Here is a 19,427-nt window from a genome sequence, read left to right on the forward strand (position 1 = left end):
CCACCCCGTCCTCCCACTCCACGCCCCCGCAACCGACCACGGTCCCCGGCTACACCGCCGCCTACACGAACCGCGAACTCACCTCCCCCGACTCCGACTACGAGTTCGACCTCAAAGCCGGGAAGGTGACCCAGAACAACTCCACGTGGTACCTGGGCCGCGAGGACGGCGAGTACTACATCCCCGACGACAGCACCGCCTATATCCCACCCACCGAGCCCCTCACTCTCCCCGACTGCCTCAAGGGCATCAACACCCAGCCCACCTCCACCCTGCCCTTCACCACCCTGCGCGCCGACCGCAGCTTCTGCGTCCGCGCCCACGGCGGCCAGGACATTGCCATCATCCGCACGCTCACCGACGGTTCGAACGACGACCCGGTAAAGGTCTCCATCACCTACTACCGCTACTCCGACTGAGCCTGACCAACACGACCGGCACCTGCGCGCCACTCTCGAAGAGCACCGGTTCGGCTAAGTCCACTCGTCGCCTTGAGCGCCCACCCAGTCGCAACGCAGGCCAGGAAGTTCCAACCAGGGCGCTGGCAGCGCATCCCCAAGCGAGCCCGGCAGCCAACGGTGGCGAACATGACGGGGCCGTCGTGGCTACTGATACGTCCCAGTGAAAGCGTGGTGTGCGTCCACACCGTGAGCACGGCGTGAGGCGCCCGGCCATCGTCGCCACTACGGGCGGCGCCGCAGCGACGGTCGCGGAAAGTCCGCCCGGCGAGGCAGCATCCGCCACGCCTCCGGCCAGCCAACTGAGCCCAGCGAAGGGCCATGGAGGTGGCCGCTCGGTAGCGGTGGACGACCGAAGCATCGATGTCCCTACCGGCGCTCCGTCGGTACGCACCGCCGCGTCGCCCCCGTCGGCCGGAGCACGGCTCCGTCACACCCGTCACGCCCCCGCGCTGCCCGTTCCCTCGCTGGTTGATCTGTGAGCTCCTGGGGGTGCCGTACGCGGACCGGGAGGAATTCCAGGGGACCGCATCCAGGATGCTCCGGCTCGATGCGAGCCAGGAGGCAATCGAGCAGGCCCACATGGCGATGAATCAGCACATCCATCAACTGATCGTCGCCAAGCGTGCCCAGCCCACCGACGACATCCCCAGCGGCCTGGTGCAGTACGAGCAGCTCACCGACGAAGAGGTGGCCGGCGTCGGCACGTTGCTGCTGATCGCCGGGCACGAGACCACCGCGAACATGATCGCGCTGGGGACCATGAGCCTGCTGGACAACCCCGAGCAGCTGGCGGCCCTGCGCGCCGACCCCGCCCTCATGGACAACGCCATCGAGGAGCTACTGCGCTACCTGACGATCGTGCAGTACGGGCTGCGCCGGGTCGCCTTGGAGACGTGGAACTGGGCGGCCACCGCATCGAGGCCGGCGCCACGGTGCTCGTCGCCCTGGCCTCGGGGAACCGGGACGCGACGCAGTTCTCCGGCGACCCCAACGCGCTGGACGTCAGCCGGCCCTACAGCCCACACCTCGCGTTCGGAAGGGCAACGATGCACCTGCGAACTCGGGAGTTGTTCCACCGGAGCCGTTGCCGTCAACGCCTCCTCCAAGCCACCGCCGTCTGACACCTGTTCCACGCCCACGGCGACCGGACCTGCTTCGGGAGGACCGAAACGTCATTCGGCGAGAGGAACGAGGCCGTCGGCCTCCATCTCAAGGGCACCGCCCACGTCTTCTCCGCGCGTCCCCTCGACGGAGCCTGCGGGATCGCCGGCACCTTTCTCCGTCCTTGACGACCTCGCTGCCTTCCTCGGCCGCATGCTGGACTCCGCAGTTGCTCAGAGAAGCCGAGGTGCGTGCGGTGGATCGCGAGCATCTCGTTCTTCACGGCGAAGTCCTCGGCACGGCGACTGAAGCGCGTGGTCGTCACGGAGATGGCGACAACAGCTTCGACATGCGCTCGTGCCCGCAGATGCGGAGTCCGCACATCGGTCACTCCGCCGTTCCGGGCTGCCGGGTCGAATCGCTGCGTCCCCGGCCGCCCTCGTGGTCGTCCGCGGGGCTCGTGCGCGCTGAGCCAGTGCCTGTGTCGACGAGGATCTGTTCGGCCTGGGCGACGTTGTCGGCTTGGACCGCCCTGGCCATTGCGGCGGCTGCTGCTTCAGGCGTCGCCTGTGGCGGGACCACCAACAGGGAGAAGTAGTCCTGATCGCCGCGGGTGATGAGCACCGTGTCGTCACCCACCGGGAAGGAGTCGATGTGCACGACCCGGTCGTCGATGATCAGCCGCGTCGGCAGTTCCTCCCACGCGTTCGTATCCAGGCCCACGCGCAGGACGGGGCCGAGGTGCTCGGTCAACGCGCTGATCAGACTGGGCAGCTCGGCGCCGATGTTGCGGGAACGCGGCCACCACGCCCCGTCGAGAATGCCCTCGCGGGACCGGGTCGTCTCAAGCCTCAGCAGTGCGGTCCCGGGTTTCACCGACTGATGGATCGCTTCCGGCAGAAGCTTGGAGAGGTCCGGAGTTTCGGAATCGGCCATGATGTGCTCGCTCGTCTGCGGTCCATACGTCCGCTGATCGCCCTCGGCGATGTCTCGGCGTGGCTGCCGATGGGGGTGGCCGCGGTGGTTTCACCATACTCCGCGGGCCGGCATACGGGCCCATGCACGGGGCCGACGCGTGCGCGCTGCGCTCACAGCAGGGAAAATACCTGGTCAGACGCATGCTCGGCCATCTCCGCGGCCCTGATCATCGCCGAGCCCAGGGGCGCTCTCACGGCCCCCGGCACGGTCGTCCGTGCCGTCGGCGGCGGTCCGACGCAGCGGTCGTCGTCAGCGTCGGTGGGGGTGTGCCCAAGCGGCGCACCGCCCGCCTCCACGAACGCCTGGTGTCGTATGGGGTCGGTGGACCTCCGCCCGGAGTACGGTGAACACGTCGGGATATTTCGAGCGTTCCCCCTTGCCGGAGTCGAAAGGCCGACGGTGGGGCCGGCCAGCTCGTCTCCTCGCCCGTCGGCAACTGGCGGCGGTAGGTGTGAGCATTGGCCGTTGGGCACCTCGTACGCCTGACAGAGAGGCCGGCATGAGACCTGTAGAACCGATGCCTTCGGCAGGGATGGCCGAGGTCCGCATCGTCGCCGCATCCCCCGAGGCCGCGCGCCGGGTCGCAGAAGTACTCCGGCACTGCTTCCCCGCCGCCGAACAGCGCAGCTACCCCGCCGGCCACGACGGCGGGACCCGGCTCCACATCACGGTGGACACCACGCACACCTCCGAGCCCCACGCGGCGGCCGCGCCATGGCTCGTGACCAGCGAGTCAGCCGCGCGTGACCGGCCGCATGCGGACGAGGTCTGAGGAAACCGGGCCTCAGACGCGCGGCTGCGACAGGGGCGTCCCTCGACCGGGCGCCCGCCGTTTCTCCGCCGCGATGAGCGCGACACAGTTCTCCTCAGAGGGAGCAGTCATGGCATCACTGACCGAGCGGAAGGCGTACCGCGAGAAGATCATGCAGGCTCTGTACGAGGCCACTGAGGGCAACCGCCTCCTGGGTGTCACCGGAGCCAAGCTGGCCCAAGATCTCGCGATCCCGGCAGAGGATCTGGCTGCCGCCTGCACGTACCTGGTGGGCGAGGACCTGATCACGGTCGACTGGACCGCGGGCAATACGCCGGCCATGGTCACGCTGACGCACCAAGGCATCCGGCACATGGAGGCCGAAGAAGAAAAGCACGGTTGACGCCATGCTCAGGCAGCGTCCGCACCTTTCGACCGCCGGCGGAGGCCGGAGGAACAACCCATCCGGCCGTTAGTGCCGTTCCTCCGCGACGGGTACCGGTGAACCATGGCTGGCACCTTCACCACCCGCACCCTCACGATGGCAACCGGCGCCGTTGAGACCATGCACGACCTGACGCACGCGTGCTCCGCGTTCCTCCGGGAGGCCGCTCATGGACGAAACGGACTGCTGAACGTCTTCACACCCCACGCGACGTCCGGCCTGGCCATCATCGAGACCGGCGCGGGCAGTGACGATGACCTGCTGGCGGCGCTTCGCGGCATTCTTCCTGCGGACGGCCGTTGGCAGGACCGCCACGGCAGTCCAGGCCACGGCAGCGGCCACGTGCTCCCGGCTCTGGTCCCACCACACGCCACGTTGCCCGTGGTCAATGGTGAGCTGGAGCTGGGGACCTCGCAGTCCGTTGTCCTGGTGAGCACGGACCGGGACAGCCCCGAACGCCAGGTCCGGCTCTCCTTCCTCGGCTGACCGGATGCCCCGTGGTCCTGCGGCTGACAGCCCCCGCTGGCACTCGCTCCGGATCGGCCCGGCGAGCCTTACCAGGAGTAAGCTGGAACTACCGAGGGCATTCCGCACACCAGCCTCCACGCTCGTGTCGTTTTCGGCGATTCACGACACCGGGCCGGTCGTGGTCGGCCCGGGGCAAGGTCCGCGTCATGACCACCACCATTCCGTATACGCCGGCGGTCGAAGACCGGACTTCTTCGCTGCCCCTGCGACTCGTGCTGGCACCGGCCGGCACCGCTCCAGCTCTGCTCGACGGTGCGTGGTGGCCCCGCTCCCGTGACCTCACGGCGGAACTTCCCGCACTGACAGCCGTCCTCGACCCGCTGTGGGGGCGGATCACCCGCGTCACGGTGAACCCCACCTTCTGGCCCGTCATCCCACGGAAGGTGCCCGTCGACGGGCATGTGGTGGGTGTCGGCTGGTTCACGGCCGAGCAAGACCCGCACAAGCTGCTGCTGCTCTCCTACAGCGTCGGACGTTGGGACCTCCTGGTCATCCCCCCGGAGACCAGCCCGGCCACCGCCGCCCGGCTCATGGCAGAGGCCGCCGATCCGCTGGGCACCCTCACCGCGAGTGCCCTGATGAACGAAGCGGAGCAACGCCGGATCGCGGAGGAGATGGAACTGTCCCTGGTCTCGGTCTGGGACTCCGAAGGCGGCCATGGCGCAAGCCTGCCGACCTCACGTTCCCGAGCAGTCAGTGCTCAGGTACCGGATACGAAAGGTATCTGAGCGTCGTGTCAGTCATCGCGGGCGCGACGTGGATCCCGCAGCCCGCTCCGGAGGAAGCCCCAGGCCAGCAGCCTGGGGCTGATCTCTTGTCCGGACCTTTCCCCCGCCCGTCGTTCAGCCGGGTGCCCTGAGGGAGCCTGACACGCCGCCACTGGCTCAATGAGCCCGTTGGCCCGGTTGGCTGGGTCACGCTGTCCGAGTTGATCACGGTGGTTCCAGGAGCCCGTGTGCACTGTCGCATGAGGGGGGTCTGCCAGTGGGTCCCTGTGCGGCCGGCGGCCGCCGAGCAGGGCGTGAACTTGCGCTCCGGATCCTCACCGAGCGGGAGGGACCGAGGGGCCGCAACGGACTCGGACACTCCGGCCGTGGAGCGTGGCAGGGCCTCATCGCTTCCCGCCTGCGCTCAGCCGTTCGCGGACTGGCTCACCTTCCCCTCACCCTCATCCGGACCCGCGCACCGTGCTACCGGCGCCGAGCCACCGAAGTCGCACGCCAGGCCGCCCGATGACCGACCCGTGGGAGACGGCGGGCCCGGCGGGTGACGTCGCAAGGAGGCTGCTTGGTGAAAGGGCATGGGTATGACGGCAGGTGAGCGGCCGGCGGACACGGGCGCGGTGGACCGGTCGGAAGGGTTCGGCGAGCGACTGCTGGGGGTGCTGCTGGATCGGGCGCACGAGATTCCGCCGCAGTTGATCGCCCCGCTGATCGCGGAAGAGGTGGCGAGGGTCGGCGGCCGTCACGTCTCGATCCTCCTCCAGGACTATGCGCAGCTGCTGCTGGTGCCCCTGCCGGGCAGGCGGCTGACCGTGGGCCGGCCCGAGCTGATCAGTGACTCGCACGCGGGCACGGCCTTCCTGTACGGGGCCCCTGTCGAGGTTCCGCAGGACGACGGCGTTCGGATGTATCTGCCGTTGCTGGACGGCAGCGACCAGGTGGGCGTGCTGGCTCTCACCATGGACACCGTCGATGACGACGACCGGCGCTTGTTGCGCAGGCTCGCCGGCCTCGTCGCCGACATGCTGGTCACCAAGCACAGCTACACCGACCAGTTCTTTCTCGCCCGGCGCCGCGAACCGATGAGCTTGGCCGCGGAGATCCAGTGGTCCCTGCTACCGCCGCTGGCGATGTCCGTCCCGCAGGTCTCGGTGGCGGGAATCCTGGAACCCGCCTACAGCGTCGCCGGCGACAGCTTCGACTACGCCCTCAACGAGGACATCCTGCACGTGGCCATGGTCGATGCGATGGGCCACGGCCTGGATGCCGCCACCATGGCGACCGTCGCCATCGGCGCCTACCGGCACGCCAGACGCGCCGAAATCGGCCTGTCCGAGATCTACGCGTTCATGGACCGGGCCATCGCCGAGCAATTCGGGCCCGACCACTTCGTCACCGCGCAGATGATGCGCCTCGACATCACAACGGGCCACCTGCAATGGGTCAACGCGGGCCACCCCGCACCGCTACTGATCCGCAACGGCCAGGTTGTCCGGCAACTGGAGAGCCCTACCACCTTGCCGGTCGGCTTCGGTGGTGAAGAGCCCCAGATCAGCGAGCAGATGCTCCAACGCGGCGACCGGGTGCTGTGCTTCACCGACGGCCTGATCGAGGAGCACGAGGCCGGCGAGGAGCAGTTCGGTGAGGAACAACTCATCCACTGGGTCAACCGCATCGAGCGGACGGAGAAGGGAGTGCGGGCGGTGGTTCGCTCGCTCTCCCACACCCTGAAACAGGAGCGGGGCGGCAGCACCAGTGACGATGCGACCCTCTTCCTGATCGAGTGGCGCGGGGGCGCCGCCGACCACCTCGCCGTCCCGGAGTGAGCCGGTACTCGCATCATCGTTGACGGAGCCGACAGCGCGCAGGCTCGCTGCCTCGCCAACCGTGATGCGCACTCGACGCTGACTTCCATGCAAAATGGGCTCTTGGCAAGGGAGTTCGTCCGGCCTCTGCCCGCGCCACAGACAGCGAACGCACTCCGTCGCACACACAGCGCATCGTTGGCCGGGTAATCGACGTGCTCCCCGGACGTCCGCCTGCAGAGCCTGCGCTCGCCGGCCACCTGCGCGGGGGACCTGTGTCAGCCCTAGCTTTTCTTCACTTTGTACAGTTCGAGATCTCTGTTCACGAACAGGTGCACATAGCCGCAGTTCCAGCAGATCAGCCCGGTCGCCGACTCGTTCGCCCAGCCGAAGTTCATGAACTCCATGCCGGAGCTGTTGAGTTTCACCTCACGGTCCCGAAACAGATCGCCCTGACAGAAAGTGCATTTGACCCACACGTTCCCGACAGCCGCACGTACAGGCTTGGCCACGCCCTCACCTCTCCCAAGAAAATCCGGAGTGGCGCAACCCTCTCGCACACACACCGCGCGGTGGTCAGCATAGTCAGGGCATCGAACCGGGCCGCGAGTCGGCGGACCGCGGATCGCCCCTGTCCGGTCTCCTCCTCCAGCTTCCCCTCGCCGGAGGCTCGCGAGCCGTATTGCACGGGAGCCGCAGCACAGCCCGTCCGAAGCGAGTGCCGTCGCGCCCGCACAGCGGGACGAGTGCCGACAGGGCGCCGCATGCCGGACCCCCTCAACATCACCATTGGCCATCTAGAGATAACCAGGTACTGTGCATCGCATGGAACCTGACATCGCAGGTAAGCCCGTCGCGGGCAAAGCGGAGAGCCAGCTCCGCAAGGGGGTGCTGGAGTACTGCGTGCTTGCGATCTTGCGGGACGGCCCGCGCTACGGCGTGGAGCTGCTCGAAACCCTCGGCGCGGTGAACGTCATGGCCACGAGCCAGGGCACGATCTACCCGCTGCTGTCGCGGCTGCGCCGTGACGGGGTGGTGGAAACGCGCTGGCAGGAGTCCCCCAGCGGGCCGCCCCGGCGCTACTACGAGCTGACGCCCTCGGGACATGCGGCGCTGAAGGAGTTCATCGCCATCTGGCCGCACTTCCGTGACGCGGTCGACCACTTCATCACCGGCTGACAGGAGACCACCATGTCGAATACCGAGCACCCGCTGGTGCGGAACTACCTGGCCGCCGTGGCGCGGGAGGCGGCCGGCCTGAGCCCGGAACGCCGCAACGAGCTGCTGGCCGACCTGGAGGAGCACATCGCCGTGGCCCTCGCGGAGGAGCCCGCCTCCGGCGACGACGGCGTCCGCGCCGTGCTCGCACGCCTCGGCGACCCGCGCACGATCGCGGCGACCGCGCTCGGCGAGGAGCCCCCCGCTCCGCAGAGCCCGGGGTTCGCCGTGGTGCGCGCCGTCGTGCGTGCCCTCGCCGTGCTGGTACTGCTGGGGATGGCCAGCACCCTGGCGATCTCCGCCAACCCCTTTATTGCCGCCATCCCCCTGATCGGCGGGCTCTGGTGCCTGTGGGCCGGGCCGCAGTGGCGCAAGCGGGACAAGGTGATCGGAACGGCGGCCGCCCTCGCGCCGCTGCTGTTCGCGGTGGTGCAGGCCATGATCGCCGCGTTCGGGCTGCACCTCGGCATGGGAGATGCATTCTTCCCGGTCATGCTGGCCGCCGTGGCGCTCCCGGCCGCCGTCGGCTTCTATCTGCTGTGGTCCGCGGTGCGCCCGCTGCTGGGTCCCCCGGTGCGCGCGGCGTGACAGGGGCTCACCCGCTGCCGATCACCTCCACCCCCACACCCGGTGCGCCACTCGCCCTGACCACCGGTCACCACACGTCCAGCCCGGCCAACGAACTCTGAGAATCCACCCACCAGCAAGAGGAGAGAAGGATGCAAACGCAGCTCGCACACCAGATGGCCTTTGCCCTTACGGACGACATGATGTTCTCCGGCGTGGTAGCCGCTCTGCTCATCGGCGGCCTCGCGTGGTTCTTCGGCGCTCTGATCAGCATCGTCGGGTCCAACCTCTCCGGCGGGATGAAGCTGGTCTGGGTCGCTTTCGCCTTCGTGGCCCCCTTCCTCGGGTGCCTGCTCTGGTTCCTCATCGGTCGCCACGACGCCCAGCGCCGGCTGGGCATCGGCTGATTCCAAGGGCGCCGCCCGCTCCATGGTGAAGGCTCAGGTCGGCGACCTGGGCCTTGTTTGTTGTCCAGACCTCTCCGGCGCGGGCGCACCCCATCCGGCAGGCCAGGCTTGGCACGGGCATTGCACCACTTGACCAGGGACCCGACCCTAAAGACCCGCACTACCTTGCACCGCACTAGCTTGTAGTACATGACTCATGCTGTGTAAGGTACTGGCCATGGAAGAGACGCCCACCCCCCGTGGCCAGTGGCTGCGAGGGGTGCTGGATATGTGCCTGCTGGCCTTGATGGCGGAGGCCCCGGTCTACGGATACGAGATGACCGTCCGGCTCGCACAGGCCGGACTCGACGTCGCGGACGGCTCCATCTACCCGGCACTGGCGCGCCTGCGGAAGCGCGAGCTGGTCGAGATCGAACGCCGCAGCGGGGGCGGGGGCCCCGCCCGTACCTACTACAGGCCCAGCGAAGCGGGCATGCGGATGCTCCGGGCGTGGAGCCGCGACTGGGGCGAATTCGCCACGAGCATCGGCTCCCTCATCGGCCCACCTGCGCGGGAGGAATCATGACACTGACGGTCGAGGACGCGATACACCAGGCCACGGAGGTGTGGCGGCGCCTCGGAGTCGAACAGGACACGGCCGATGAGATGGCTGAGGAGCTGGCCGCGGACCTGACTGCCGCCTCCTCGGACGGCCGCTCGGTCGCGGACTACATCGGCGGGGACATCGAGGCACTGGCCACCTCCTGGGCGGACGAACGCGGTCTGCTGCCGGTGCGGCGGCACCTGAAGGAGACCGCCGTCGCGGCGGCCCAGGGCGCTGCTCTGCCCGCCCTTGCCGCTCTCGCCTTTTGGTTCGTGTGCTGGGCCCACCTCCTCGACCCCAGCAGCGAATCCCTGCAAACCACGGCCGACGGACGGGTGCTGCGGGAGGTGCACCGGTTCCCCGATCCCGGCGTTCCTTTGATGTGGGTGGGCTTGCCCGTGTGCGTGCTCGTCGCCTTCTTCTTGATCCGGCGCGCCGTGCGCGGGACGCTCCAGCACCATCACGCCCCCGTGGTCGAAGCGACCGTGCAGACCCTGACCAAGGCTCTTCCCGTCATTCTCATGGCAGCGGCCGTGCTGGGCGTCGCGATCGGCCTCTTCGGCGCCTCCGTAGTGGGGTACTACCAGGTGCTCTTCACCGTCCCCGTCGCGCTGGCCGGAATGATCGGCGCCGTCGCCGCCGGCGCCGCCTGGATCCGCCACCGCACCTGCCCGACCGTGACGGCCACCCGTTCCACTTTTGCGTGAGCGTTGCGGGAGCGAACGGCGCGACCGAGGCCGTTGTCCGGGCCTCTCAGGTGGCGGCGTGCCCTCCGCGTGCCCCAACTGCCGGTAATCGCAAGGCCCGGTCACGCGACCAGACGCAGCCAGGCCGCCGCGAGTGCGGCGTGACCGGCCGGCGTCGGGTGCACGCCGTCCGCGGCCCAGTACTCCGGTCCGGTCGTCGCGGCGAGCTCGGCGAACATGCCGTCGGCGGCGAGCAGATGCGCGCCGTACTTGCCGGCGAGCTTGCGCACGACCTGGATCTTCGGGTCCAGGTCGGTGCGCCATTCCTCGCGCACTTTCTCTCCGATGGGCGCGACACCGGCACCGGCTTCGACGACGCCGTGGACCGGCAGGAGGAACGGCTCGATGAGGATCAGCTGCGTACCCGCCTCGGCGAGGGGCGCGAGCAGGCGGTCGTAACCCGCTTCGAAACCCTCCACGGGGATCACGTACCCCTCCGGGTCCAGCGTGTGCCAGCCCATGTCGTTGACCCCGACGAGGATCGACACCACGTCCGGGCGCGCGTCGAGTACGTCCGTCTGCCACCGGGGTTCGAGGTCCATGATCTTGTGGCCCGCGATCGCGGAGTTCAGCCAGGTAACGGGCCGGTCCGGGTGCCGGAGTCCCCACTCGCCCGCGACGCGCAGCGGGTAGCCGAACCCGAGGCCGTCTTCGCTCTCCAGCCGTTGGCAGTCGGTGATCGAATCGCCGGTGAACATCACGGTGCTTCCCGGTCGGACAGTGATCGTCATTGCGCTCCTTGAACTCGGGTGAGGAGAGGAAAGCGGAGGAGAACGTTGATATCGCGGCGATGGAAATCGCCGCGGAGTGAGTCCCTTTGGGGCCTTTTGGCGCCCGCAGGAACGAAGACGGCCGCCAGGCCCTGTCGTCAAATTCCCGTCGTTCGCCCGGAGGGCGGGCCCCGCGGCGTCTGGTGCGTGCGATCGCAAGGCGGAGGGTCGCCCCGATACTGGGTGTATCGGGGCGAGCCCGACAACGCGGCGAGCGTGCGTGCCAGACGCCGCGGGGCAGGCGGGAATTTGACGACAGGGCCTAGGGAGAGCGGGGTGGCTGCTTCAGATTGCCGGAGGACCGAACCAATGACCGGCGGCCCGCTCGAACGCTTCACGATCAGGGGTGCTCTCACCGGCCCAGGCGACGACTCCGTCGGGTCGGACGAGCACCGCACCCGATCCGAGGTCGTTTCTCGCCGGACCGGCTACGTACCGCATCCGGCTCTCCCAGCCCGTCGCCGAACCGCGCAGGCATCCGTCGGTGCTGAAATCGAGCGCGACGCCCCGTCCGTCCCGCGTCAGGTCGCCGAGGCGAGTGCCGCTTTCGAGGCGGAAGTCCGGCGCGCTGCGGCCGACCAGGGGATGCTCGCTGCCGAGGTCGTAACGGATCGACGATCCCGACATCCTCTCGAACGCGTAGGTCGTTCCGTCACGGGTCCCGATCAGGTCGCGAACCACTCCTTGGACCGCCTGGCCATGCGGGTCCGGCCGCATGACCGCCACCTGGGCACGCGACCAGTCGAGCACCCCCGCGCCGATCGGATGGCGCTCGCGGGTGTAGGTGTCGAGCAGCCCGTCCGGCGCGTACCCGCGCACGGTCGCCGCGAGCTTCCACCCCAGGTTCATGGCATCGCCGATACCGGTGTTGAGTCCCTGCCCGCCAAGGGGGGAGTGGATGTGAGCGGCGTCGCCCGCGAGCAGGACGCGTCCGCGCCGGTAGGTCGTCGTCTGCATCGCCCGATCGGTGAAGCTGGAGGCGAGGTGTACGTCGCTCAGCGTCACGTCGGTGCCGGACACACGGCGCAGCACCGCCTGGAGATGGTCGCGCATCGGCTGCTGCGAGCGATCGAACGCGCCGCCGTCGAAGTCCATCATGGCGATGTGCCCCTCCGAGAGCCGGAGGTACATGCCGGTGGGCGTCAGGTTGATCCCGGAGCGCAGCTTCTCGGAACCGGCGACGGTGGCGTGCATGGTGTAGCCGGTGAACTGCGGCTCGGTGCCGACGAATTCGAAGCCCGCGAGCCCACGCACCGCACTGCGTCCGCCGTCGCAGCCGACGGCCCAGCGCGCCGCGTACTCCCGCTCGCCGGCTCGCGCGACCGCGCTCTGATCGTTCTGGGCGACGGCTGAGACCGTGACGCCGTACCTGATTTCCACGCCGAGCCGGGATGCCTGCCCGGACAGCAGCGTTTCGACCGCTTCGAGGTATGTCAGCATGCCCTCCCTCGCCGGGCTGGGAAGCCGGTACGGCAGGGCGGCGACGTCGACCTGGGCAGGATCGAGCACCATGCCGGCGAAATGGCCCACGCCACGAGGGGGTGCCGGCTCGCGCGCGTCGGGGTCCGCGCCGGGATCGTCGTGGACGCCCGATGCCGTCAGCAGCTGGTGCAGCATCCCGCGGCGGTAGAACGCCTCGACCGACGCGGCGGACAGGCCCCGCATCCCGAGCGGCTTCGCCTTGAACGGGGAGTGGGGCTCCGGCTCCCGCTCAAGCACCAGGACAGAGCAGCCCGCGAGGCCAAGCTCGCAGGCAAGGAACAGGCCAACCGGGCCGGCGCCCACGATCACTACGTCATGCACGAGAGATCCCCTTCCCCCACAGCCGGATGGGCACCCGGCAGGACCCGTCGAAAGGTGCCGGACCCCACCGACACCGGACCGACAGCCCCCGACATGCCGCCGACATGCCTCCGACACCACGGCTACGCCGCTCGGAGCGTCAGGCCGCCGGCAGCAAGCTTGCCGACCACCCCGTCAAGCCCCTTGGGGCGGGAGGAGGTGGTCGGCTCGTGTGCAGGGCAGTGCCGGGGCAGTGCCGCGGTCGTCAGCCGATGGGGTTGACGAAGGTGCCGGGGTGGGTGGCGCCGCGCTGGTCGACGAGGGTGCCCCAGGGCCACGCGATGGTGATCGACTTGGTCTCGTTGGGCGGGGTGATGTCCGCGAAGGCGGGCTGGTAGAAGCCCTCGTCCTCCTTGGTCATGGCGAGGTTGATCGTGAAGTCGGTGCTGTCCCCCGGCTCCAGGGTGATCGAGCCGTGCTTGGCCGACGAGCGGGCCAGCGACCAGCGCTCGCCGCCGTTCTCGGACTTGAGGTCCACGCCCGGGAAGCCGCCGATCTTGCAGGTGCGGCCGCCCTTGTTGGTCAGCACGACGCTGGTGGTCGTCGCCCCGCCGGCGTTCGGGTCCGGGGTCGCATCCTCGCCGGTGGCGAACGCCGCCTTCAGGCCGGAGGTGTGACAGCGTTCGACACCCGAGCCCGCCCCGCTACCGCCGGTGGCGTGCGCGTTACCCGCCTGCTGGCCCGCGGCGCCCGTCTTGGTGCCGGCCTTGGCACCGGCATCCGTCTTGACATCGGAACCCTGCGCTCCGGCGGAGGAGCCCGCACCGCTGGACTCGGCGGGGCGCGCGCCGCCGGAATCGGCGGCCACGCCCGTGTCCTTCTGACGCGCGGGCTTGGAGGCGGCGGCGTCCGAGCCGGAGCAGGCGGTCAGGGAAAGCGCGGCGGCTGCGGTCAGGGCCGCGGCGGCCAGGCGCACGGTGCGGCGACGGGCGGTGCGGGCAGTGGTGTTGGCGCTCATTTCGGGTCCCCCATGGCGGTCGGTTTCGCTGTCTCCTCGGTACGTCACCCACTCTGGTCGGGGCCGCTATCGCAAGGCTGCCGTGCCGCTAACATCCGGCAAACGCGGGTGTGGGTGCGCAGGTGCGGCGCCGAGAAGAACCCGGGCGCGATTGGCTCATGAGGCTCCGTCAGTTGTTGTGGTGGTTCGGTCCCTTGATCAGGAGGTGTCGGCGGCCGGTGATCTCCGGGCCGCCTTGCCGCCGAGGAAGAAGTACGAGGCGCCCGTCCGGAGGCCGCGGGAGGCCAGGATGTCGTCGATGCGGCGGGCGGCCCGGCATGCGGTGCATCGTGCCGGTCATCGCCTCATCTGCCGCTTTGTCACCGTTCCGCAACAGGCGTGAACCGCCTCGGCAGGCGCCCCGTACAGCCCCGTGTGTGCGGCCCAAGTGGCCGCGACGACAGGCAGCGAGGGAAGGAATCGGCATGGCCGGCGGCAACATCCAGATCAGCCCGGACGAGATGCGGGAGGCGTCGACCTGGCTGCAGAACCAGAAGGAACTGATGCAGCAGAGCCTCCACGAGGCCAACACCAAGATGGACGAGATGGTCGAGGCGGCCTACGCCACCCCCGGCTCCGAGAGCAAGTTCCGTCCGTACTGGGAGGAGTACAAGAACGGCACCGAGAAGGCGATCGAGGGCCTGCAGGGCGTCAGCGAGTTCATCAAACAGGTCGCCGACGCGTTCGTCGACACCGACGACCAGACGTCCGGCTCCATCGGCTGACGTGCCCGCACCGTCCGGCCCCGCTCTCCCTGTGAGGGCGGGGCCGGACGGCCGGAGCAGGAGAGGAGACACCGATGGGTCGCATCAGCGTCCCCGTGCAGGATCTGAAGGACACCGCCCTCCGTGCGGGCAGCGGCCCCCTGGTGCTCAGCGCCACGATGGTCGTGCTCCGGATCTCCGTTCCCGAGGAACAGTCGGAGGATCTGGCGGACCTCGTCGTCGCGGCCGCGATGCAGCTCGGCACCGAGGCGGAAGGCAGCGGACTGCCGCCCGGTGAGGTGGAGTTGGTGGAACTGCCCCAGGTCGGCGCGGCCGGGCGGATCACCAGGATCGAAGAGGTGGACTACCAGGGGACGTCGGTGCCCACCGCGGTGCGGCACACCCTGATCCCGGTGCCGAACACCCGGGACTATCTGGTGCTCGCCAGCTCCACGCCCAACGTGGACCTGGCGGACCAGTTCTACGAGGTCTTCGACGCGATCGCGGAGTCGTTCCGCTTCGAGGACCCGGCCGGCACGTCCGGCGCAGCGGATCCGGCGGCGGAAGCGGCCGGTGGAGGCCCCATGGGCGAAGCAGACAAGGGAAAGTGAGGTCGCGGCCATGGCGCGTCCAGCAGTGTCCGAGTGGGAATCGGTCTTCGGGTTCGAGGACGACCCGACCCCGGGTGATCCGGAAGTGCTCGGACAGCTCGCCCGCAGCTACCGTTCCGTAGCCGATAACGCGGGCGACGCCCTGCCCCTCGTCTCCGGCCTGGAGAACAAGCAGGTGGGCGAGGGAAAGACCATGGACAAGCTCCGGGACAAGCTGGGCGACCTGGCCAAGCAGGTGCGCAAGCTGCACAGTTCCTACGACCAGGCGGCCGGCGCCCTGGACACGTATGTGCATTCGCTGCGTGATCAGCAGCGGAATGCCGACAACGCGCTGGAGAAGGGGCGCGAGGCCAAGGAGCGGCTGGCGTCGGCCACCGAGGCGGTGCGTGTGGCCGGTGCCGACATCGGCCGGCTGGACGCGATCACGCACCCTCCGGATGACATCGACGCGCGGGCGAGCACCCGGCGCGCGCTGGACGAGGCCCACAGCAAGCAGTCCACGGCGCAGGGGCACGCCGACGACGCGCAGGCGGATCTCGACGCGGCACGCATGCTGGCGGAGGACGCACGGCAGGTGCGCGAGGAGGATGCCGCCACGGCGGCGCAGAAGCTGGACGACGCGAAGGACGAGTCGGTCGCGGGCTACAGCCTGTGGGACAAGATCAAGAAGGCGCTGAGTACGGCCTTCGGCATCATCAGCGCGGTGCTGGGTGTGCTGGCGATGCTGGTACCCGGTCTGCAGGGGCTGGGAATTGCTCTGACCATCGGCAGCATCGTGGCCGGCGCGGTGTCGTTGGGGATCAACCTGTCCGTGATGGCGGAGACGGGCGAGTGGAACGTACTTGAGATCGTGCTCGGCGTCGTGGGCCTGGTCGGGGGCGGGCCGCGGCCCTCAAGGGCCTCGGGGGGATCGGCTCGGTTCTCAAGGGGGTCAAGCCCACCTCCATCAAACCGAACAACATCCGCATCAACAGCCGGGAGCCGAGCGGCCGTACCTGCGAGACCGACCCGGTCGACGTGGCCAGCGGTGAAATGCTGCTGTCGCAGAACGATCTGACGCTACCCGGCGTGCTGCCGCTGATGGTCTCCCGTACCTATCTGTCGACCTACCGCTACGGCCAGTTCTTCGGCCCCTCCTGGGCCTCCACCCTCGACGAACGCCTGGAGGCCGACGACCGGGGACGGGTGTCGTGGGCCCGCGAGGACGGTTCGATCCTGACCTACCCGAGCCTTCCCGCCGGCGGGGCCGACGAGGCGGTGTGGCCCGAGGAAGGCCCGCGCCTGCCGCTGACCTGTGCGGGTACCGGCACCACGGGCGAGGTCACGTACCACGTCTGCGACCCTCGGACCGGACTCGTCCGCACCTTCGCGGACCATCCCGACGACGACAGCGGCCTGTACTGGCTGACCCGGTGGCACGACCGCAACGGCAACGAGGTCACCGTCTCCCGGCTGGAAGACGGCACCCCGACCGCGCTGGTCCACTCCGGCGGCTACCGCGTCGAGGTCGATTGCACCGCCGGCCTGCTGACCGGGCTGTCGGTCGCCACACCCGAGGGCCCGGTCGAGGTCCTGTCCTACCAGCACGACGCGGACGGGAACCTCACGCACGTGGTGAACTCGTCGGGCAAGGCGATGGTGTTCGGCTACGACGACCGATCCCGCATCACCTCCTGGACGGACCGGAACGACTCCACCTACCGCTACGTCTACGACGACGACAACCGCGTCACGGAGACCATCGGCCCCGACGGCCACCTCTCCTCACACTGGAGCTACGACCCCGACGAGCGCCGGACGCACTACACCGACGCCTGCGGCGCCACGACCGTCTACCAGCTCAACGAGCTGTACCAGGTCGTCGGCGTGACCGACCCCCTGGGCCACACCACCACCTCCGAGTGGGACCGCTACGACAACCTCCTGGCCCGCACCGACGCCCTCGGCCACACGGTCCGGTACGAGTACGACCTGGCGCACAACCCCACCGCCGTCCAGCTCCCGGACGGCAGCCGGTCCACGGCGACGTACAACCGGCTGAACCTCCCGCTCTCCTCGACCGGATACGACGGGACGACGTGGTGCTGCGAGTACGACGAGCGGGGCAACCTCACCGCCATGACCGCCCCGGACGGGGGCGCCATCAGGTTCACCCACGACCCCGCGGGTGCCATCGCGACCGCAACCGACGTGTCGGGCGCGGCAGCCACCTATGACAACGACGCCGCCGGCCTGCCCCTCTCCGTCACCGATGCCTCCGGCGGAACCGCCCTGCTCGAACGCGACGCGTTCGGCCGCCCCACCGCCGTCACCGACCCACTGGGTGGGGTCACCCGCACGGTTTACACCGTCGAAGGTCACATATCGGAGCGCACCTACCCCGACGGCCGCACCGAGCACCTCACCTGGGACGGCGAGGGCAACTGCCGCACGCACACCGACCCCGCAGGCGCCATCGCCCGTTTCGAGTACACGCATTTCGACCGGCTCGCGGCGCGTACCGGGCCCGACGGCGCCCGGTCCACCTTCGTCTACGACGCCGAGCTCCGCCTCACCCGGGTCACCAACCCGCAGGGCCTGAACTGGGATTACACCTACGACCGCGGCGGCCGTCTCATCAGGGAGGCCGACTTCGACAACCGCGAAATCCGTTACGCCCACGACGCGCTGGGGCGGGTCACCTCCCGCACGACGCCGCTCGGCCAGGAGATCGGCTACACGTACGACGAACTCGGCAAGCTGACGTCCAAGGACGCGGCCGGGGTGCGGACCGACTACACCTATGACGCCGCCGGCGCTCTTCTCCGCGCGGTGTCCCCCACCTCCACGCTCGCCTTCGAGCGGGACATCATGGGCAGCCTGCTGTCGGAAACCGTCGACGGACGCACCACCCGCTACACCTACGACGTCATGGGGCGCCGCACCTCCCGGACCACGCCCACCGGCGCGTACACCGAACTCGCCTACGACGGGGCAGGTAACCGCAGCGCCCTGACGACCGACGGTCACCGCATGGAGTTCACGCACGATCTCCTCGGCCATGAGCTGTCGCGCGCCCTGGGCACGACCGCCTCGCCGGTCGCCATGACCACAGCCTGGGACATGGCCGGTCGCCCCGTCGTACAGCGGCTGACCACCCCGGGCGGGGACCTCCGGGCCCGCCACTACGCGTACCGGGCGGACAACTACGTCACCGCCATCACCGACGAGGTGACGGGGACGAGCAAGACGATGGAACTGGACCGGGCGGGGCGCCCGTTGACGGTCACCGCCGAGGGCTGGACCGAGTCCTACGCCTACGACCAGGCAGGCAACCAGATCGAGGCCAGCTGGCCCGACAAGGCGCAGCGCACCGAGGCCCGGGGCTCCAGGACCTACACCGACACCCGTCTGCTCTCCGCCGGCGCGGTCCGCTACGAATACGACGAGGCGGGCCGCACGGTGCTGCGGCAGAAGCGCCGCCTGTACTTCACCTGGGACGAGACGCGCCTCGCCGAGCAGACGGACGGCACCACCGGCGTCATCCTCACCTGGGACCACGACGGCCACCGCCCCCTCACGCAGCTGGAGCGCAAGCCGAGGAGCCAGGACGAGTTCGACTCGCGCTTCTTCGCCATCGTCACCGACCTCGTCGGCACCCCCACCGAACTCGTCGACGAGCAGGGCGCCATCGCCTGGCGCTCCCGCACCACCCTGTGGGGCGTCACCGCGCGCAACCGGGACGCGATCGCCCACACGCCGCTGCGTTTCCCGGGGCAGTACGAGGACCCCGAGACGGGCCTGCACTACAACTACTTCCGGCACTACGACCCCGAGACCGCCCGCTACACGACGCCGGACCCGCTCGGTCTCGACCCCGCCCCCAACCCCCGTCCAGGCTGTTGACCGGGATGACGTCCCGCTCGACCTGAGACACCCAGCTCTCCGACCGGTCGATCATCGCGGCCAGGTCCCGCTGCGGCCATCCCTTGCGCCTGCGCGCCTTGGCGACCGTCTTACCGAGTGTCAGTTCGCTTCCCGCCACTGGGCACGCCCCCGAAGTCCCGTATCCGCCTCGCGTGAGCACGCAACGGTACTGGCGGAAGGGGGCCGGGCTGTAGGGGGCAAGGCAGCCAGAGCACGGCAATCACCGGCACTTGTGGTGGCGGCACTTGGGGAGTGTTGTCGGGGCTTCCGGCGTGGGGGCGGGAG

Annotated in this window: 20 protein-coding genes and 2 pseudogenes; 17 read left to right on the top strand and 5 right to left on the bottom strand. The window is 69.3% G+C overall.

Annotated elements, in window-relative coordinates:
- Together EST54_RS34305 and EST54_RS34930 are read left to right on the top strand one after the other, a co-directional pair.
- Nucleotides 1-419: hypothetical protein (locus EST54_RS34305; protein WP_161989328.1), on the top strand; the 419-nt coding region annotated here is incomplete at its 5' end.
- Between the two features lie 935 nt (nt 420-1,354).
- Nucleotides 1,355-1,582 (top strand): hypothetical protein, encoded by a 228-nt coding sequence (locus EST54_RS34930; RefSeq protein WP_174857536.1) that lies wholly within the window; start codon nt 1,355-1,357, stop codon nt 1,580-1,582.
- 367 nt (nt 1,583-1,949) lie between these two features.
- On the opposite strand, the gene EST54_RS28525 is transcribed toward EST54_RS34930, so the two are convergent.
- Complete coding sequence (locus EST54_RS28525) at nt 1,950-2,498, bottom strand: DUF5994 family protein (protein ID WP_129250591.1); 549 nt, start codon at nt 2,496-2,498, stop codon at nt 1,950-1,952.
- A gap of 541 nt (nt 2,499-3,039) precedes the next feature.
- On the opposite strand from EST54_RS28525, the gene EST54_RS28530 reads away from it, so the two are divergent.
- The 5 genes from EST54_RS28530 to EST54_RS28550 all read left to right on the top strand — a co-directional run bounded on the left by EST54_RS28530 (nt 3,040) and on the right by EST54_RS28550 (nt 6,812).
- On the top strand, nt 3,040-3,312 hold the full coding sequence (locus EST54_RS28530; RefSeq protein WP_129250592.1) for a hypothetical protein: 273 nt from the start codon (nt 3,040-3,042) through the stop codon (nt 3,310-3,312).
- A 109-nt stretch (nt 3,313-3,421) separates the two neighbouring features.
- Nucleotides 3,422-3,694, top strand: a complete 273-nt coding sequence (locus EST54_RS28535) for a hypothetical protein (RefSeq protein WP_129250593.1) — start codon at nt 3,422-3,424, stop codon at nt 3,692-3,694.
- Nucleotides 3,695-3,799: 105 nt separating this feature from the next.
- Nucleotides 3,800-4,222 (top strand): YjbQ family protein, encoded by a 423-nt coding sequence (locus tag EST54_RS28540; protein WP_129250594.1) that lies wholly within the window; start codon nt 3,800-3,802, stop codon nt 4,220-4,222.
- 188 nt (nt 4,223-4,410) lie between these two features.
- Nucleotides 4,411-4,992: a DUF5994 family protein gene (locus EST54_RS28545; RefSeq protein WP_129250595.1), complete on the top strand. Its 582-nt coding sequence runs from the start codon at nt 4,411-4,413 to the stop codon at nt 4,990-4,992.
- Between the two features lie 578 nt (nt 4,993-5,570).
- Complete coding sequence (locus EST54_RS28550; RefSeq protein WP_129250596.1) at nt 5,571-6,812, top strand: PP2C family protein-serine/threonine phosphatase; 1,242 nt, start codon at nt 5,571-5,573, stop codon at nt 6,810-6,812.
- A gap of 263 nt (nt 6,813-7,075) precedes the next feature.
- On the opposite strand, the gene EST54_RS28555 is transcribed toward EST54_RS28550, so the two are convergent.
- Nucleotides 7,076-7,303, bottom strand: coding sequence for a hypothetical protein (locus EST54_RS28555; RefSeq protein ID WP_129250597.1), 228 nt, complete (start codon nt 7,301-7,303; stop codon nt 7,076-7,078).
- Between the two features lie 313 nt (nt 7,304-7,616).
- On the opposite strand from EST54_RS28555, the gene EST54_RS28560 reads away from it, so the two are divergent.
- From EST54_RS28560 to EST54_RS28580, 5 genes are all read left to right on the top strand, one after another.
- A complete protein-coding gene (locus EST54_RS28560) occupies nt 7,617-7,970 on the top strand; it encodes a PadR family transcriptional regulator (RefSeq protein ID WP_129250598.1) in 354 nt (117 codons plus the stop codon).
- A 12-nt stretch (nt 7,971-7,982) separates the two neighbouring features.
- Nucleotides 7,983-8,597, top strand: coding sequence for an HAAS signaling domain-containing protein (locus tag EST54_RS28565; protein WP_129250599.1), 615 nt, complete (start codon nt 7,983-7,985; stop codon nt 8,595-8,597).
- Between the two features lie 131 nt (nt 8,598-8,728).
- On the top strand, nt 8,729-8,983 hold the full coding sequence (locus tag EST54_RS28570) for a PLDc N-terminal domain-containing protein (RefSeq protein ID WP_129250600.1): 255 nt from the start codon (nt 8,729-8,731) through the stop codon (nt 8,981-8,983).
- A gap of 217 nt (nt 8,984-9,200) precedes the next feature.
- A complete protein-coding gene (locus EST54_RS28575; RefSeq protein ID WP_129250601.1) occupies nt 9,201-9,548 on the top strand; it encodes a PadR family transcriptional regulator in 348 nt (115 codons plus the stop codon).
- Nucleotides 9,545-10,273 (top strand): hypothetical protein, encoded by a 729-nt coding sequence (locus EST54_RS28580; protein WP_129250602.1) that lies wholly within the window; start codon nt 9,545-9,547, stop codon nt 10,271-10,273. Before EST54_RS28575 ends, EST54_RS28580 begins: the two co-directional genes overlap by 4 nt.
- Nucleotides 10,274-10,374: 101 nt before the next feature.
- Here EST54_RS28580 and EST54_RS28585 read toward each other — a convergent pair whose 3' ends face one another.
- The 3 genes from EST54_RS28585 to EST54_RS28595 all read right to left on the bottom strand — a co-directional run bounded on the left by EST54_RS28585 (nt 10,375) and on the right by EST54_RS28595 (nt 13,882).
- Nucleotides 10,375-11,043, bottom strand: a complete 669-nt coding sequence (locus tag EST54_RS28585) for a GDSL-type esterase/lipase family protein (RefSeq protein ID WP_129250603.1) — start codon at nt 11,041-11,043, stop codon at nt 10,375-10,377.
- 324 nt (nt 11,044-11,367) lie between these two features.
- Nucleotides 11,368-12,885: an FAD-dependent monooxygenase gene (locus EST54_RS28590; RefSeq protein ID WP_129250604.1), complete on the bottom strand. Its 1,518-nt coding sequence runs from the start codon at nt 12,883-12,885 to the stop codon at nt 11,368-11,370.
- A 244-nt stretch (nt 12,886-13,129) separates the two neighbouring features.
- Nucleotides 13,130-13,882, bottom strand: a complete 753-nt coding sequence (locus tag EST54_RS28595; protein WP_129250605.1) for a DUF4232 domain-containing protein — start codon at nt 13,880-13,882, stop codon at nt 13,130-13,132.
- 464 nt (nt 13,883-14,346) lie between these two features.
- Here EST54_RS28595 and EST54_RS28600 point away from each other — a divergent pair, with 464 nt between their 5' ends.
- The 5 genes and pseudogenes from EST54_RS28600 to EST54_RS36375 form a co-directional block, all read left to right on the top strand.
- Nucleotides 14,347-14,646 carry a WXG100 family type VII secretion target gene (locus EST54_RS28600; RefSeq protein WP_129250606.1) on the top strand — a complete coding sequence of 100 codons (300 nt, stop codon included), beginning with the start codon at nt 14,347-14,349 and terminating at the stop codon, nt 14,644-14,646.
- Nucleotides 14,647-14,720: 74 nt separating this feature from the next.
- The gene (locus EST54_RS28605) at nt 14,721-15,236 is read left to right on the top strand and encodes a hypothetical protein (RefSeq protein ID WP_239013201.1); all 516 of its coding nucleotides are present in this window, start codon (nt 14,721-14,723) and stop codon (nt 15,234-15,236) included.
- Nucleotides 15,237-15,246: 10 nt separating this feature from the next.
- Complete coding sequence (locus EST54_RS28610; protein ID WP_129250607.1) at nt 15,247-16,293, top strand: DUF308 domain-containing protein; 1,047 nt, start codon at nt 15,247-15,249, stop codon at nt 16,291-16,293.
- Nucleotides 16,269-16,400 (top strand): annotated as a pseudogene (locus EST54_RS36370) (DUF6531 domain-containing protein); the annotation flags it as partial. The gene EST54_RS28610 and the pseudogene EST54_RS36370, both read left to right, overlap by 25 nt.
- A 2,190-nt stretch (nt 16,401-18,590) precedes the next feature.
- Nucleotides 18,591-19,106, top strand: a pseudogene (locus EST54_RS36375) (RHS repeat-associated core domain-containing protein); the annotation flags it as partial.
- Nucleotides 19,107-19,427: the final 321 nt, after the last annotated feature.

Origin of the sequence: Streptomyces sioyaensis (genome assembly GCF_004122735.1) — a bacterium.
Lineage (GTDB): Bacteria > Actinomycetota > Actinomycetes > Streptomycetales > Streptomycetaceae > Streptomyces > Streptomyces sioyaensis.

What these genes read in the sequence shown, in the direction of transcription:
- EST54_RS28540 (WP_129250594.1), top strand. Translation starts at nt 3,800, where the DNA reads ATGGCTGGCACCTTCACCACCCGCACCCTCACGATGGCAACCGGCGCC.
- EST54_RS28560 (WP_129250598.1), top strand. Translation starts at nt 7,617, where the DNA reads ATGGAACCTGACATCGCAGGTAAGCCCGTCGCGGGCAAAGCGGAGAGC.
- EST54_RS28570 (WP_129250600.1), top strand. Translation starts at nt 8,729, where the DNA reads ATGCAAACGCAGCTCGCACACCAGATGGCCTTTGCCCTTACGGACGAC.
- EST54_RS28545 (WP_129250595.1), top strand. Translation starts at nt 4,411, where the DNA reads ATGACCACCACCATTCCGTATACGCCGGCGGTCGAAGACCGGACTTCT.
- EST54_RS28535 (WP_129250593.1), top strand. Translation starts at nt 3,422, where the DNA reads ATGGCATCACTGACCGAGCGGAAGGCGTACCGCGAGAAGATCATGCAG.
- EST54_RS28565 (WP_129250599.1), top strand. Translation starts at nt 7,983, where the DNA reads ATGTCGAATACCGAGCACCCGCTGGTGCGGAACTACCTGGCCGCCGTG.
- EST54_RS28580 (WP_129250602.1), top strand. Translation starts at nt 9,545, where the DNA reads ATGACACTGACGGTCGAGGACGCGATACACCAGGCCACGGAGGTGTGG.
- EST54_RS28610 (WP_129250607.1), top strand. Translation starts at nt 15,247, where the DNA reads ATGGCGCGTCCAGCAGTGTCCGAGTGGGAATCGGTCTTCGGGTTCGAG.
- EST54_RS28525 (WP_129250591.1), bottom strand. Translation starts at nt 2,498, where the DNA reads ATGGCCGATTCCGAAACTCCGGACCTCTCCAAGCTTCTGCCGGAAGCG.
- EST54_RS28605 (WP_239013201.1), top strand. Translation starts at nt 14,721, where the DNA reads ATGGGTCGCATCAGCGTCCCCGTGCAGGATCTGAAGGACACCGCCCTC.
- EST54_RS28595 (WP_129250605.1), bottom strand. Translation starts at nt 13,882, where the DNA reads ATGAGCGCCAACACCACTGCCCGCACCGCCCGTCGCCGCACCGTGCGC.
- EST54_RS28575 (WP_129250601.1), top strand. Translation starts at nt 9,201, where the DNA reads ATGGAAGAGACGCCCACCCCCCGTGGCCAGTGGCTGCGAGGGGTGCTG.
- EST54_RS28530 (WP_129250592.1), top strand. Translation starts at nt 3,040, where the DNA reads ATGAGACCTGTAGAACCGATGCCTTCGGCAGGGATGGCCGAGGTCCGC.
- EST54_RS28585 (WP_129250603.1), bottom strand. Translation starts at nt 11,043, where the DNA reads ATGACGATCACTGTCCGACCGGGAAGCACCGTGATGTTCACCGGCGAT.
- EST54_RS28600 (WP_129250606.1), top strand. Translation starts at nt 14,347, where the DNA reads ATGGCCGGCGGCAACATCCAGATCAGCCCGGACGAGATGCGGGAGGCG.
- EST54_RS28550 (WP_129250596.1), top strand. Translation starts at nt 5,571, where the DNA reads ATGACGGCAGGTGAGCGGCCGGCGGACACGGGCGCGGTGGACCGGTCG.